Raw genomic sequence first — 13,502 nt, 5'->3', positions numbered from 1 at the left:
CGCGGGATGAGGGACTGATGCAAGCACTACTCGAGAACTGGCCGCTCTGGCTGCAGGGCATGTGGGCCACGCTGCTCCTCACGGGGGCGACCACGCTCATCGGCCTGCCGATCGGCATCCTGCTCGCCGGCATGCGCGTGTCGCCGGTGGCGGCGCTGCGCGTCGTCGCGACGGTGTGGACCGAGGTCGCGAGGAATACGCCGCTCACGCTCGTGTTCTTCTTCACGGCCTTCGTGCTCCCGAAGCTCGGCATCATCCTCGACTTCACGCTCGGCGCGATCATCGCGCTGACGTACTACACGAGCGCGTTCTTCGCAGAGGCGGTGCGCTCGGGCATCAACTCGGTGCCGATCGGCCAGGCGGAGGCGTCCCGCTCGATCGGCATGAGCTTCGGCCCGACCATGCGGCTCGTGATCCTCCCGCAGGCGTTCCGCAGCGTGCTGCCGCCGCTCATCAACGTCGTCATCGCCCTCGTCAAGAACACCTCGGTCGCGATGGGCTTCTTCGTCTTCGTGCTCGTCTCGGTCGCGCACCGCCTCTCGAACGAGTACGGCGACCAGGCCCTGCAGGTCTTCATCGGCATCGCGCTGAGCTACCTGATCATCACGGTGCCGCTCGGCCAGCTCGTCGACCACCTCGAGCGCAAGTGGAGTGTGCAGCGATGAGCGGCTCCGTCCTCTTCGACGCCCCCGGCCCCAACGCCATCCGGCGCTCTCGCATGCTCTCGGTCGTCTTCGCGGTCGTCACGGTGGTCGTGCTCGGGCTCGCCGTCTACCAGCTGTGGCTCGGCGGCGCCTTCTACCAGAACCGCTGGGACATCTTCACGAGGCCGGAGGTCTGGTTCGGCGCCCGCGGACTCTTGGTGGGACTCGGCACCACGCTGTCGATCGCCGGGATCGCGGCCGTCGGCGCGATCGTCCTCGGCATCGTCTTCTCGATCCTGCGCAGCGCCGCCTCCGCCTGGGTGCGCGTGCCCGTCACGATCGTGCTCGAGTTCTTCCGCGGCATGCCCGTGCTGCTGATGATGCTCTTCATCCTCATCGTCTTCTCGACCGGCGCCTACTGGGCCGTCGTCTGGGCGCTCATCGTCTACAACGGCGCGATCATCGGCGAGGCGCTCCGCGCCGGCATGAAGTCGCTGCCCCGAGGGCAGCGCGAGAGCGGCCTCGCGATCGGGCTGACCCCGCTGCGGACGACGCTCGAGATCGAGCTGCCGCAGGCGATCCGCATCATGCTGCCGATCATCGTGGCGCAGCTCATCGTGCTGCTGAAGGACACGTCGCTCGGCTACATCGTGGGCTCGCCGGAGATCATCCGCATCGGCCGCCAGCTCGTCGACTTCTACGACCGGCAGGGGGGACCGTACGCGCTGTCGATGTTCCTCGTGATGCTCGCCATCTTCCTCGGGATCAACCTCACGCTCTCCTGGCTCGTACGGGTGCTCGCGCGGCGCATGCAGCAGCCGCGCAAGGGTGGCCGCAACCTCGACGGCACGGGGACCGCCGCGATCCCGCTCACGACGCAGGCCCTCCGCGACCTCAACGAGCCGCGGACCGAGATCACCCGCCTGCCGGGCGGCTCGGTCGCCGGCGGAGGCTGACCCTCGAGCCGCCGGTAGGATCGTCGGGTGCCAACCCCTGACGATCCCGCCGGCCTCGGCGCGCGCGTCGACGCCGCGGTGACCGCGGCGCTCGCCGCCATCGACGCCGCCACGACGACCGCCGAGCTGCAGGCCGCGAAGTCCGCCCACAACGGGCAGGGCAGCGAGCTGGCCTCCCTCAACGCGAGCCTTCGGGACATCGCGCCGGAGGACCGCAAGGCCGCCGGGCAGACCATCGGCGCCGGCCGCGCGCGCGTCGGCGAGGCGATCGCCGCCCGCCAGGCGGAGCTCGCGGTCGCCGAGGAGGCCGCGCAGCTCGAGACCGAGCGAGTCGACGTGACGGCGCTCCCGCGCATCCGGTCGCGCGGTGGCCGGCACCCGCTGACGATGCTCATGGACGACATGAGCGACGTCTTCATCGGCATGGGCTGGGAGGTCGCCGAAGGACCGGAGCTCGAGCACGAGTGGTACAACTTCGACGCGCTCAACGTCGACCCCGACCACCCCGCGCGCAGCGAGTCCGACACCTTCTACATCGCGCCCGCCGACCGCCACATGGTGCTGCGCACGCAGACGAGCCCGGTGCAGGTGCGCACGCTGCTCACCCGCGAGCTGCCGACGTACATCGTCGCCCCTGGCCGCGTCTACCGCACCGACGACATCGACGCGACGCACCTGCCGGTGTTCACGCAGCTCGAGGGGCTCGCGGTCGACCGTGGCATCACGATGGCCCACCTGCGCGGCACGCTCGAGCACCTCGCGCGGGCCATGTTCGGCGAGGAGGCCAAGATCCGCCTGCGCCCCAACTACTTCCCGTTCACCGAGCCGAGCGCCGAGATGGATGTCTGGCACCCCGGGATGCGCGGCGGCGCCCGCTGGGTCGAGTGGGGCGGCTGCGGCATGGTCAACCCCAACGTGCTGCGCGCGGCCGGCGTCGACCCCGAGGTCTACTCGGGCTTCGCGTTCGGCATGGGCATCGAGCGCACCCTCCAGTTCCGGTATCTGCTCGACGACATGCGCGACATGATCGAGGGCGACGTGCGCTTCACCGAGCAGTTCGGGATGGTGATCTGATGCGGATCCCGCTGTCATGGCTGGGCGAGCTCGTCGAGCTGCCGAAGGACGACACCGCTGACTGGCTGCACTCGACGCTCGTTCGCGTCGGCTTCGAGGAGGAGGCCGTCCACGGCGGCGAGCTCCGCGGGCCGATCGTCGTCGGCCGGGTGCTCGAGATCGTGGAGGAGCCGCAGAAGAACGGCAAGACGATCCGCTGGGTGCAGGTCGACGTCGGCGAGGCGAACGGCGGCGTGCGCGGCATCGTCTGCGGCGCGCTCAACTTCGTCGAGGGCGACCGCGTCGTCGTCACCCTGCCCGGCGCCGCGCTGCCGGGCGGCTTCGAGATCGCTGCGCGCAAGACCTACGGCCACGTCTCCGACGGCATGATCGCGTCCGAGCGCGAGCTCGGCCTCGGCGACGACCACGACGGCATCATGCGCCTCGACCAGCTCGGCATCCCCGGCGAGGTCGGGGAGGATGCGCTCGCGATCCTCGGCCTCGACGACCAGGCCGTCGAGATCAACGTCACGCCCGACCGCGGCTACGCGCTCTCGCTGCGCGGCATCGCCCGCGAGGTCGCGTCGGCGACCGGCCAGCCGTTCCGCGACCCGGCGGCCATCGAGACGGCCACCGCGACCGGCTTCCCGGTCGCGCTGCTCGACGACGCTCCCATCCGCGGGCGCGACGGCTGCTCGCGCTTCGTCGCCCGCGTGGTGCGGGGCATCGACCCGAGCCGGCCCACGCCCGCGTGGATGGCCTCCCGCCTGCGGCTCGCCGGCATCCGCTCCATCTCGCTGCCCGTCGACATCACGAACGCCGTCATGCTCGAGCTCGGCCAGCCGATCCACGGCTACGACCTCGGCAAGCTGCGCGGCGGCATCACCGTGCGCCGCGCGGCGCCGGGGGAGCGGCTCACGACCCTCGACGGCGTCGACCGGTCGCTCTCGACCGAGGACCTGCTCATCACGGACGACCGCGGCGCCATCGGCCTCGCCGGCGTCATGGGCGGCGCGGAGACCGAGATGGATGCGTCGACCACCGACGTGCTCATCGAGGCGGCGACGTTCGACCCCGTGACGATCGGCCGCACCGCGCGCCGCCACAAGCTGTTCTCCGAGGCCTCCAAGCGGTACGAGCGCGGCGTCGACCCGGCCGTCGCCGCCGCAGCGGCCGCGCGCGTCGCGCAGCTGCTCGTCGAGCTCGCCGGCGGCGCGCTCGACGAGCTGGGCGCCGACGTCGGTGACGTGCCCGCGATGGCACCCATCCGCATCCCCGTCGGCTTCTGGAGCGACTACACCGGCGCCGACTACACCGTCGAGGAGGCGCGCGACGCGCTCGAGCGCATCGGCGCGCGCGTCGCCGAGTCGGCGGATGCGTGGATCGTGACGCCGCCCACGTGGCGCCGCGACCTCGTCGACCGCGAGGGCCTCGTCGAGGAGGTCGCCCGCATCGTCGGCTTCGACCGCATCCCCTCGGTGCTGCCCGTCGCGCCGCCCGGACGCGGGTACACGCGCCCGCAGCGGCTGCGTCGCCGCGTCGCCGACGCGCTCGCCTCGAACGGCCTCACCGAGGTGCTCGTCGCGCCGTTCGTGACCGAGCAGCAGGCGCTCCTGACCGGTGCGGAGCCCGTGCGGCTCGAGAATCCGCTCGACGGCGAGCGCCCGTGGCTGCGCACGGCGCTGCTGCCGGGCATGCTCGACACCGCGCACCGCAACCTCGGCAGGGGACTCACCGATCTCGCCCTGTTCGAGCTCGGTCACGTCTTCCTGAGCATCGAGGGCCAGGGCACCGACACGCTCCCGAGCGCCGCATCCCGGCCGACGGACGACGAGCTCGCCGAGCTCGACCGGCTGCCGCTGCAGCCCGACCACGCGGCCGTGCTGCTCGTGGGGGAGCGGGTGCGCAAGCAGCCCGGCACCGCCGCCGTGCGCTTCGGCATCGCCGACGCGGTCGAGGCGGCGGAGCGCATCGCCCGCACGCTCGGCCTCGAGCTCGAGCTCCGGCAGAGCGAGCGCCCCTGGCTGCACCCGGGCCGCACGGCGGAGCTGCTGCTCGGCGAGACGATCGTCGGTGTCGCGGGCGAGCTGCTGCCCGCGGTCGCGGCCGCGGCGGACCTGCCGCGCGTCGTCGCCGTCGCCGAGCTCGACCTCAGCCTCCTCATCGACCGCGCACGCATCAGCCTCGACACCCAGCGCATCGCGTCGGTGCCGGCCGCGACGCAGGACCTCTCGGTCGTCGTGCCGGTCGACGTGCCCGCCGGCGACGTGCGCCGCGCGGTGCGCGACGGCGCGGGAGCGCTGCTCGAGCACATCGCGCTCGTCGACGACTACCGCGGCACTGCGTCCGGCTCGGGCGGGCTCGGCGAGGGCGAGAAGTCGCTCACGTTCGCGCTCCGCTTCCGGGCTCCCGACCGCACGCTGACGGCGGCCGAGGCCTCGGAGGCGAAGCTCGCCGGGCTCGCCGTCGCGACCGAGCGCCACGGCGCACGACTGCGGGAGTAGCGCAAGGCGGCGCGAGTAGCATCCGCTCCATGGTCGAGATCATGGTGCGCGGCGAGGCCGTCGAGCGAGCAGCCGCCGAGCGGGCGAGTGTCACGGTGCAGTCGCGGTGGCAGGCGGATGCGCCCGACGAGGCGATGTCACTGGTCGCCAAGGCGCATGCCCGCGTCGCCGCCGAGGCGCGAGCGTTCGCGGAGTCGGGCGCCGTCGAGTCGTGGCACGCCGACCGCGTGTGGGTCGCGCACCACCGGGAGTGGGTGGGCGAGGGGCAGCCGCAGCGACTGGTGTTCACTGCCTCCGCGGCCGTGACCGCGACCTTCGTCGACGTCGACGCGCTCGGCGCGTGGATCGGCGACCTCGGTGCGGAGCAGGTGCACGAGGTGAGCGGCATCGAGTGGTCGCTCGCCGATGCCACCGAGCGCCAGCTCGCCGGGCGAGCGAGGACCCGCGCCATCGAGGACGCCGTCGCGCGGGCCACGGACTACGCGGCCGCCGCGAGCCTCGCATCCCCGGTGATCACGAGCATCCGTGAGCCCGCGACCGGCGACGGCGGCCCGCGACCGCTCATGGCGAAGGGACGGGGCATCGAGGTCATGGCGGTGAGCGACGCGGGAGGCGCGATCGAGCTGTCGGCCGGCGAGCTCGAGGTGCGCGCGGCGGTCGAGGTGGGCTTCACGGCCGAAGCGGATCGGTCGGGCGACTAGCCTGGAGGCATGAGCCTCTCCGTCGCCGTCGCAGGAGCGAGCGGATACGCGGGCGGCGAGCTGCTGCGGCTGCTCGCCCAGCACCCCGAGCTGGAGGTGCGCACGGTCACGGCGCACTCCAACGCCGGTCAGCCCCTCGTCTCCGTCCACCCGAACCTGCGCTCCCTCGCCTCGCTGACCTTCCAGGAGACGACCGCCGAGGTGCTCGCGGGCCACGACGTCGTCTTCCTCGCCCTGCCGCACGGGCACTCGGGCGGCATCGCCGCGCAGCTGCCGGAGTCGACGCTCATCGTCGACGCGGGCGCCGACCACCGGCTGCTCGACGCGCGCGACTGGCAGGCCTTCTACGGCACCGAGCACTCCGGCACCTGGCCCTACGGCATGCCCGAGCTCATCCTCGCCGACGGCGGCAGGCAGCGTCGCGAGCTGCGCGCCGCCCGCCGCATCGCCGTGCCCGGCTGCAACGCGACGGCCGTGACCCTCGCGATCGCGCCCGGCATCTCCGCCGGGCTCGTCGACCCGACCGGCCTCACGTCCGTGCTCGCTGTCGGCTCGTCGGGCGCCGGCCGCGCGGCGAAGACCCACCTGCTCGCGTCCGAGCTCACCGGCTCCGCGACGCCCTACGGGGTCGGCGGCACGCACCGGCACCTGCCGGAGATCGCGCAGAACCTGCGCGCCGTCGGGGCGGGCGAGATCCGCCACTCCTTCACCCCGGTGCTCGTGCCCATGTCGCGCGGCATCCTCGCGACGGTGAGCGCGCCGCTCGTGGGCGACGCGACGGCCGACGAGGTGCGCAGCGCCTGGATCACCGCGTACGGCGAGGAGCGCTTCGTGCACGTGCTGCCCGCGGGCTCCTACCCGCGCACCGCCGACGTGCTCGGCTCCAACTCGGTGCACATCGGTGTGGGGCTCGACGAGGCCGCGGGCCGGATCGTCGCGATCGCCGCGATCGACAACCTCGGCAAGGGCACCGCGGGCGCCGCGGTCCAGTCGGCGAACATCGCGCTCGGGTTCGACGAGCACCTGGGGCTGTCGGTCGACGGGGTCACGCCGTGAGCGTGACCGCCGCCGCCGGCTTCCGCGCCGCGGGCGTGGCCGCGGGCCTCAGGGCAACCGGCGGCGCCGACGTCGCGCTCGTCGTCAACGACGGGCCGCTCGACTCGGCCGCCGCCGTCTTCACCTCGAACCGGGCGAAGGCCAACCCGGTGCTGTGGAGCCAGCAGGCCATCGCCGGGGGCACCGCCCGCGCGGTCATCCTCAACGCCGGCGGCGCGAACTGCTTCACTGGCGCGTTCGGCTTCCAGACCACGCACCGCACCGCGGAGCGGGTCGCCGAGCGGCTCGGGATCGGGGCCGTCGACGTGCAGGTGTGCTCCACGGGCCTGATCGGCGTCGGCGACGAGGCGTTCCGCGCGGGCGTGTTGCGCGGCGTCGACCTGGCGGCGGATGCGCTCGCGCCCGGCGACGACGCCGGGCTCGCGGCGGCCCAGGCGATCATGACGACCGACTCGAGGCCCAAGCAGGCCGTCGTCGCCGCGGACGGCTTCACCGTCGGCGGCATGGCGAAGGGCGCGGGCATGCTGGCCCCCGGGCTCGCGACGATGCTCGTCGTGCTCACGACCGACGCCGAGGTGGAGGCCGACCTGCTCGACCGAGCGCTCCGCGCCGCCACCCGCGTCACCTTCGACCGGCTCGACTCCGACGGCTGCATGTCGACGAACGACACGGTGCTGCTGCTCGCCTCCGGCGCTTCCGGCATCCGTCCGGACGAGGCGGCCATCACGGCTGCCGTGACCGCGGTGTGCGACGACCTCGCCCGCCAGCTCCACGGCGACGCAGAGGGTGCGTCGCACGACATCGCCATCGAGGTGCGCCACGCGGCGAGCGAGGACGACGCCGTCGTCGTGGCTCGCTCGGTCGCGCGCTCCAATCTCTTCAAAGCTGCGATCTTCGGCAACGACCCCAACTGGGGGCGGGTGCTCGCGGCGATCGGCACGACCGACGCGTCGTTCGACCCGTACGCGGTCGACGTGCACTTCAACGGCGTGCGCGTCTGCCATGCCGGCGAGCCCGACCGCCCGCGCGAGGAGGTCGACCTCTCGCCGCGCGCGACGAGCATCGTCATCGACCTGTTCGCGGGCGACGCGACCGCGACCGTCCGCACGAACGACCTCACCCACGACTACGTCCACGAGAACTCGGCGTATGCCAGCTGAGCAGGCGGCGGAGGCCGCCCGCAAGGTCGAGGCGCTCATCGAGTCGCTGCCGTGGCTCGAGCGGTTCCGCGGCGCCATCGTCGTCGTGAAGTACGGCGGCAACGCGATGGTGAGCGAGCAGCTGCAGCGTGCCTTCGCGGAGGACATGGTCTACCTGCGGCACGTCGGCATCCAGCCCGTCGTCGTGCACGGCGGCGGCCCGCAGATCAACGAGGCGCTGCGCATCCACGGCATCGAGAGCGAGTTCCGCGGCGGCTACCGGGTGACGAGCCGCGAGGCGATGGACGTCGTGCGGATGGTGCTCACCGGCCAGGTGGCGCGCACGCTCGTCTCGCTCATCAACGCGCACGGCCCGCTCGCCGCGAGCCTGTCCGGCGAGGACGCCGGGCTGTTCACCGGCCGTCGTCGAGGCACCGTCGTCGACGGCGAGGATGTCGACCTCGGCCAGGTGGGCGACGTCGTCGCCGTCGATCCCGCCGGTGTGCACCGCCTGCTCGCCGCCGGGCTCATCCCCGTCGTGTCGTCGATCGCTCCCGACGGCGACCGGCCGGGCGAGACGCTCAACGTGAACGCGGATGCGGCTGCGGCGGCGCTCGCGGGCGCGCTCGGCGCCGAGAAGCTCGTCATCCTCACCGACGTCGAGGGGCTCTACCGGGACTGGCCCGATCGCGAGTCGCTCATCAGCGAGATCACCGACACCGAGCTCGAGGCGCTGCTGCCCTCGCTCGAGTCGGGGATGATCCCCAAGATGCAGGCGTGCCTCACCGCGGTGCGCGCCGGGGTGCCGAAGGCCGCGATCATCGACGGCCGCTCGCCCCACTCCATCCTCACCGAGATCTTCACGAGCGCCGGCTCGGGCACCGAGGTCGTGCCCGCCGCGGCGCAGCCGACCAAGGAGCACGCATGACCCGCCACTTCCTCCGGGACGACGACCTCAGCCCCGCCGAGCAGCGCGAGGTGCTCGAGCGCGCGCGGCGGATGAAGCTCGACCGCTTCGGCGAGCGTCCGCTCGAGGGCCCGCGCTCGGTCGCCGTGATCTTCGACAAGTCGTCGACCCGCACGCGCGTGTCGTTCCACGTCGGCATCTCGGACCTCGGCGGCTCGCCGCTCATCATCTCGACCGCGTCGAGCCAGCTGGGCGGCAAGGAGACCGCGGCCGACACCGCTCGGGTGCTCGAGCGGCAGGTCGCGGCGATCGTCTGGCGCACGTACGCGCAAGCGGGGCTCGAGGAGATGGCCGCCGGCACGACGGTGCCCGTCGTCAACGCCCTCTCGGACGACTTCCACCCCTGCCAGCTGCTCGCCGACCTGCTCACCATGCAGGAGCACAAGGGCGAGCTGGCCGGCCTCACCGTCGCCTTCGTCGGCGACGGCCGCTCGAACATGGCGCAGTCGTACCTGCTCGCGTGCGCGACCGCCGGCATGCACGTGCGGGTCGGCTCGCCGGCCGAGTACGCGCCCGAGGCGGGCGTCGTCGCCGATGCCCAGCGCATCGCGGGCGAGACCGGCGGCAGCGCGACCGTCGTGTCGAGCGCGACCGAGGCCGTTCTCGATGCCGACGTCGTGGTCACCGACACGTGGGTGTCGATGGGCAAGGAGGACGAGAAGGCCGCGCGGGTCGCGACGTTCGGCGGCTTCAGGGTCGACCGCGCACTCATGGATCAGGCGAAGCCGGATGCGGTCTTCATGCACTGCCTCCCGGCCGATCGCGGCTTCGAGGTGACGGCCGACGTCATCGACGGGCGGCAGTCGATCATCTGGGACGAGGCCGAGAACCGGCTCCACGCCCAGAAGGCGCTGCTCGCATGGCTGCTCGAGCGGGCCGACGCATGAGCGACCAGCACGGCGCTGACGCGCGCGGGACCAACGAGGGCTCGCTGTGGGGCGGCAGGTTCGCCTCCGGCCCGAGCCCCGAGATGGCGAGGCTGTCGAAGTCGACCCAGTTCGACTGGCGGCTCGCGCAGCTCGACATCCGCGGCTCGAAGGCCCACGCGACCGCCCTGCACGCGGCGGGGCTGCTCGACGACCAGGAGCTGACCGCGATGCGAGCGGCGCTCGACGAGCTGGCCGAGCGGGTCAGCACCGGCGCATTCACCGCCGCGGAGTCGGACGAGGACGTGCACGGCGCGCTCGAGCGCGGCCTGATCGAGATCGCGGGCGCCGAGCTCGGCGGCAGGCTCCGCGCCGGCCGCAGCCGCAACGACCAGATCGCGACGCTCGTCCGAGTGTGGATGCTCGAGGAGACCGACGAGGTCGAGCGCGGCATCCGCGCGGTGATCGAGGCGCTGCGCATGCAGGCAGCAGCGCATCCCACCGCGCCGATGCCGGGGAGGACCCACCTGCAGCACGCGCAGCCCGTGCTGCTCGCGCACCACCTGCTCGCGCACGCGTGGCCGCTGCTGCGCGACCTCGAGCGGCTCGCCGACTGGCGCGAGCGCGCGAGCGAGTCGCCCTACGGCGCCGGCGCGCTCGCCGGCTCGACGCTCGGCCTCGACCCGGCGCTCGTCGCTCGCGAGCTGGGCCTCGCGGCGCCGAGCCCGAACTCGATCGACGCGACGAGCGCGCGCGACGTGGTCGCCGAGCTCACGTTCGTGCTCACGATGACCGCGATCGACCTCTCGCGCCTCGCCGAGGAGGTCATCTTCTGGTCGACCCGCGACGTCGGCTTCGCGAAGCTGCACGACGGCTTCTCGACCGGGTCGTCGATCATGCCCCAGAAGAAGAACCCCGACATCGCCGAGCTCGCGCGCGGCAAGGCGGGGCGCCTCATCGGCGACCACGCGGGACTGCTCGCGACGCTCAAGGCGCTGCCGCTCGCGTACAACCGCGACCTGCAGGAGGACAAGGAGCCCGTCTTCGACGCGGTCGACCAGCTGCAGGTGCTGCTGCCGGCGTTCGCGGGGATGGTGGCGACGCTCGACTTCGACGAGGCGCGGATGCGTGCGGGCGCGGCCGCGGGCTACGCGCTCGCGACCGACGTGGCCGAGTGGCTCGTCAAGCGGCGGGTGCCGTTCCGCGAGGCGCATGAGATCTCCGGCGCGCTCGTCCGGCTGTGCGAGCAGCGCGGCATCGAGCTCGACGAGGCCAGCGACGACGACTACCGGAGCATCAGCGAGCACCTCACGCCGGAGGTGCGGTCGGTGCTGACCGTCGACGGTGCGATCGCCTCGCGCGACGGCGTCGGGGGCACGGCGCGCTCGGCCGTGGACGCGCAGCTGCGCTCGCTCGACGCGCGGCTCACCCGGCTCGACCCGCTCGGCCGGTAGGTTCGAGTGGTGATCGATCCCGCGCCCATCCAGCTCGACCCCGCCTTCGACAACGTGTGGGACGAGCTGCTGTACCGCGGCAGCGTGCACGTCTCGACCGATCCGGAGGCGCTGCGCACGCTGCTCGGCGGCGACCCGATCACGTTCTACTGCGGCTTCGACCCGACCGCGCCGAGCCTGCACCTCGGCAACCTCGCGCAGCTCATCGTGATGCGCCGGCTGCAGCTCGCCGGGCACCGGCCGCTCGCGCTCGTCGGCGGCTCCACCGGGCTCATCGGCGACCCGAAGCCCACGAGCGAGCGGCAGCTCAACGCGCGCGAGACGGTCGCCGAGTGGGTGACGTACCTGCAGGCGCAGGTGCTGCGCTTCCTCTCGGCCGAGGGGGAGAGCGCGGTCCGGCTCGTCAACAACCTGGACTGGACGGCGCCGCTGTCGACCGTCGACTTCCTGCGCGAGATCGGCAAGCACTTCCGCGTCGGCTCGATGCTGCGCAAGGACGCGGTCGCCGCGCGCATGGAGTCCGACGAGGGCATTTCCTACGCCGAGTTCAGCTACCAGGTGCTGCAGGGCATGGACTTCCTCGAGCTGCACCGGCGCTACGGCTGCCTCATGCAGACCGGCGGCAGCGACCAGTGGGGCAACCTCACCGCCGGCACGGAGCTGCTGCGCAAGGCCGACGGCGTGCACGCGCACGCGATCGGCACGCCCCTGATCACCGACGCGGAGGGTCGCAAGTTCGGCAAGAGCGAGGGCAACGCCGTCTGGCTCGACGCGAACCTGACGACGCCGTACGCGATGTACCAGTTCTGGCTCAACCAGGACGACGCGATCGTGGTCCAGCTGCTGAAGTCGTTCACGTTCCTGCCCAAGGAGCGCATCGAGGAGCTCGAGGCGGCGACCGTCGACGCGCCGTTCCGGCGGGAGGCGCAGCGTGTGCTCGCGATCGAGGCGACGTCGTTCATCCACGGCGCCGAGGCGACGCAGCAGGCGATCGAGGCATCGCAGGCGCTGTTCGGCAGCGGTGATCTCGCCGTGCTCGACGCGCAGACGCTCGCCGCCGCGGTCGGCTCGCTCGACAAGCAGGCGACGGCCACGCCGGATGCGCCGGTGCTGCAGCTGCTGCAGGAGACGGGTCTCGTCGACTCGCTGTCCGACGGCCGGCGCGCGATCGCGCAGGGAGGGGTCTCGGTGAACAACCAGCGCATCGACGACCCGGGCGCGACGCTCGAGGGGCGCCTGCTGCACGGGCGGTTCGCCGTCCTGCGCCGTGGGAAGAAGACGCTCGCGGGCGTCGACACGGCCGTCGACTCGGTCTGACGGGCGGCGACACGCCCGGGATGCGGGCGGTTTGGAGGACCGGGCCCCGGCCCGTGTAACGTAATCACTCGTCACCCCAAAGACGCCGAGCCGGACAGGCCAGCGGATCAAGAGGGACCACCTCCTCGCCGGAAGGCTCCACGCAGTAGCGTGTCGCGCCGGAAGCGAGTACGGTGACAATCCACTTCAATGACGACAGTGCGGAGCGCGACGCGCAACGGACGGCAGCAGCATGCAGCCGGCCAGCGCGACACGCAGACCTGACGGTCGCTCCGGAACGTGCAGCCCACAGTGGCTGCTGCGGGCCGGGATCGAACGACGGGTGCTCAGCTCCGCACGGTGTGTCGATTTGACACCGTTCGAGAAGTGGTTACGATAGAGAAGTTGCCCCGGCGCTGATCCAGAGATGGTGAGGTACGGGAGCGTCTGATCCTTGAGAACTCAACAGCGTGCACAATGTCAAATGCCAAAATATTAACTCGTCGTGTCTTCGGACACTTCGATTCCTTTGGATGAGACAGATTGTCAGTAGACAGTCTATTTTGTCAGCATCAAACTCGCTGCCGTCCGGTTTTCCCCGGTCGGCATGCAACTTTTCTTTACGGAGAGTTTGATCCTGGCTCAGGACGAACGCTGGCGGCGTGCTTAACACATGCAAGTCGAACGATGATGGAGGAGCTTGCTCCTCCGGATTAGTGGCGAACGGGTGAGTAATACGTGAGCAATGTGCCCTTGACTCTGGGATAAGCGCTGGAAACGGCGTCTAATACCGGATACGACCATCGGAGGCATCTCCTGGTGGTGGAAAGAACTTCGGTCAAGGATCAGCTCACGGCCTATCAGCT

11 protein-coding genes and 1 rRNA gene are annotated in these 13,502 nt (G+C 71.9%); all 12 read left to right on the top strand.

Going from position 1 to position 13,502, the window contains the following annotated elements; genetic code table 11:
• Positions 1-17: 17 nt before the first annotated feature.
• Positions 18-665, top strand: a complete 648-nt coding sequence (locus ACLQ21_RS13195) for an amino acid ABC transporter permease (RefSeq protein WP_425664385.1) — start codon at positions 18-20, stop codon at positions 663-665.
• Entirely contained in the window at positions 662-1,600 is a 939-nt protein-coding gene (locus tag ACLQ21_RS13190) for an amino acid ABC transporter permease (protein ID WP_425664383.1), read from the top strand. Before ACLQ21_RS13195 ends, ACLQ21_RS13190 begins: the two co-directional genes overlap by 4 nt.
• Before the next feature lie 27 nt (positions 1,601-1,627).
• Entirely contained in the window at positions 1,628-2,674 is a 1,047-nt protein-coding gene (gene pheS / locus ACLQ21_RS13185) for a phenylalanine--tRNA ligase subunit alpha (protein ID WP_425664382.1), read from the top strand.
• Positions 2,674-5,157 (top strand): phenylalanine--tRNA ligase subunit beta, encoded by a 2,484-nt coding sequence (gene pheT, locus ACLQ21_RS13180; RefSeq protein ID WP_425664380.1) that lies wholly within the window; start codon positions 2,674-2,676, stop codon positions 5,155-5,157. The genes pheS and pheT overlap by 1 nt, the downstream gene beginning before the upstream one ends.
• Before the next feature lie 29 nt (positions 5,158-5,186).
• The gene (locus ACLQ21_RS13175; RefSeq protein WP_425664378.1) at positions 5,187-5,858 is read left to right on the top strand and encodes an SIMPL domain-containing protein; all 672 of its coding nucleotides are present in this window, start codon (positions 5,187-5,189) and stop codon (positions 5,856-5,858) included.
• A gap of 9 nt (positions 5,859-5,867) precedes the next feature.
• Positions 5,868-6,914, top strand: a complete 1,047-nt coding sequence (argC, locus tag ACLQ21_RS13170) for an N-acetyl-gamma-glutamyl-phosphate reductase (protein ID WP_425664376.1) — start codon at positions 5,868-5,870, stop codon at positions 6,912-6,914.
• The gene (gene argJ, locus ACLQ21_RS13165; RefSeq protein WP_425664374.1) at positions 6,911-8,074 is read left to right on the top strand and encodes a bifunctional glutamate N-acetyltransferase/amino-acid acetyltransferase ArgJ; all 1,164 of its coding nucleotides are present in this window, start codon (positions 6,911-6,913) and stop codon (positions 8,072-8,074) included. The genes argC and argJ overlap by 4 nt, the downstream gene beginning before the upstream one ends.
• Positions 8,064-8,981 carry an acetylglutamate kinase gene (argB, locus tag ACLQ21_RS13160; protein WP_425664373.1) on the top strand — a complete coding sequence of 306 codons (918 nt, stop codon included), beginning with the start codon at positions 8,064-8,066 and terminating at the stop codon, positions 8,979-8,981. Before argJ ends, argB begins: the two co-directional genes overlap by 11 nt.
• Positions 8,978-9,907, top strand: a complete 930-nt coding sequence (gene argF, locus ACLQ21_RS13155) for an ornithine carbamoyltransferase (protein ID WP_425664371.1) — start codon at positions 8,978-8,980, stop codon at positions 9,905-9,907. The genes argB and argF overlap by 4 nt, the downstream gene beginning before the upstream one ends.
• Entirely contained in the window at positions 9,904-11,340 is a 1,437-nt protein-coding gene (gene argH, locus ACLQ21_RS13150) for an argininosuccinate lyase (RefSeq protein ID WP_425664369.1), read from the top strand. Before argF ends, argH begins: the two co-directional genes overlap by 4 nt.
• Before the next feature lie 9 nt (positions 11,341-11,349).
• Entirely contained in the window at positions 11,350-12,657 is a 1,308-nt protein-coding gene (tyrS, locus tag ACLQ21_RS13145) for a tyrosine--tRNA ligase (RefSeq protein ID WP_425664368.1), read from the top strand.
• A gap of 598 nt (positions 12,658-13,255) precedes the next feature.
• Positions 13,256-13,502, top strand: a 16S ribosomal RNA gene (locus ACLQ21_RS13140); the annotation flags it as partial.

Source organism: Agrococcus sp. DT81.2 (assembly GCF_049844935.1).
Classification (GTDB): domain Bacteria; phylum Actinomycetota; class Actinomycetes; order Actinomycetales; family Microbacteriaceae; genus Agrococcus.
The sequence above is the reverse complement of the archived record's forward strand: the minus strand, read 5'-3'. Positions and strand labels throughout refer to the sequence as shown.

Bases quoted from the DNA above. Each gene is read 5' to 3' on its own strand.
- ACLQ21_RS13195 (WP_425664385.1), top strand. From the start codon at position 18: ATGCAAGCACTACTCGAGAACTGGCCGCTCTGGCTGCAGGGCATGTGG.
- argB (WP_425664373.1), top strand. From the start codon at position 8,064: ATGCCAGCTGAGCAGGCGGCGGAGGCCGCCCGCAAGGTCGAGGCGCTC.
- argC (WP_425664376.1), top strand. From the start codon at position 5,868: ATGAGCCTCTCCGTCGCCGTCGCAGGAGCGAGCGGATACGCGGGCGGC.
- argF (WP_425664371.1), top strand. From the start codon at position 8,978: ATGACCCGCCACTTCCTCCGGGACGACGACCTCAGCCCCGCCGAGCAG.
- ACLQ21_RS13190 (WP_425664383.1), top strand. From the start codon at position 662: ATGAGCGGCTCCGTCCTCTTCGACGCCCCCGGCCCCAACGCCATCCGG.
- pheT (WP_425664380.1), top strand. From the start codon at position 2,674: ATGCGGATCCCGCTGTCATGGCTGGGCGAGCTCGTCGAGCTGCCGAAG.
- ACLQ21_RS13175 (WP_425664378.1), top strand. From the start codon at position 5,187: ATGGTCGAGATCATGGTGCGCGGCGAGGCCGTCGAGCGAGCAGCCGCC.
- argH (WP_425664369.1), top strand. From the start codon at position 9,904: ATGAGCGACCAGCACGGCGCTGACGCGCGCGGGACCAACGAGGGCTCG.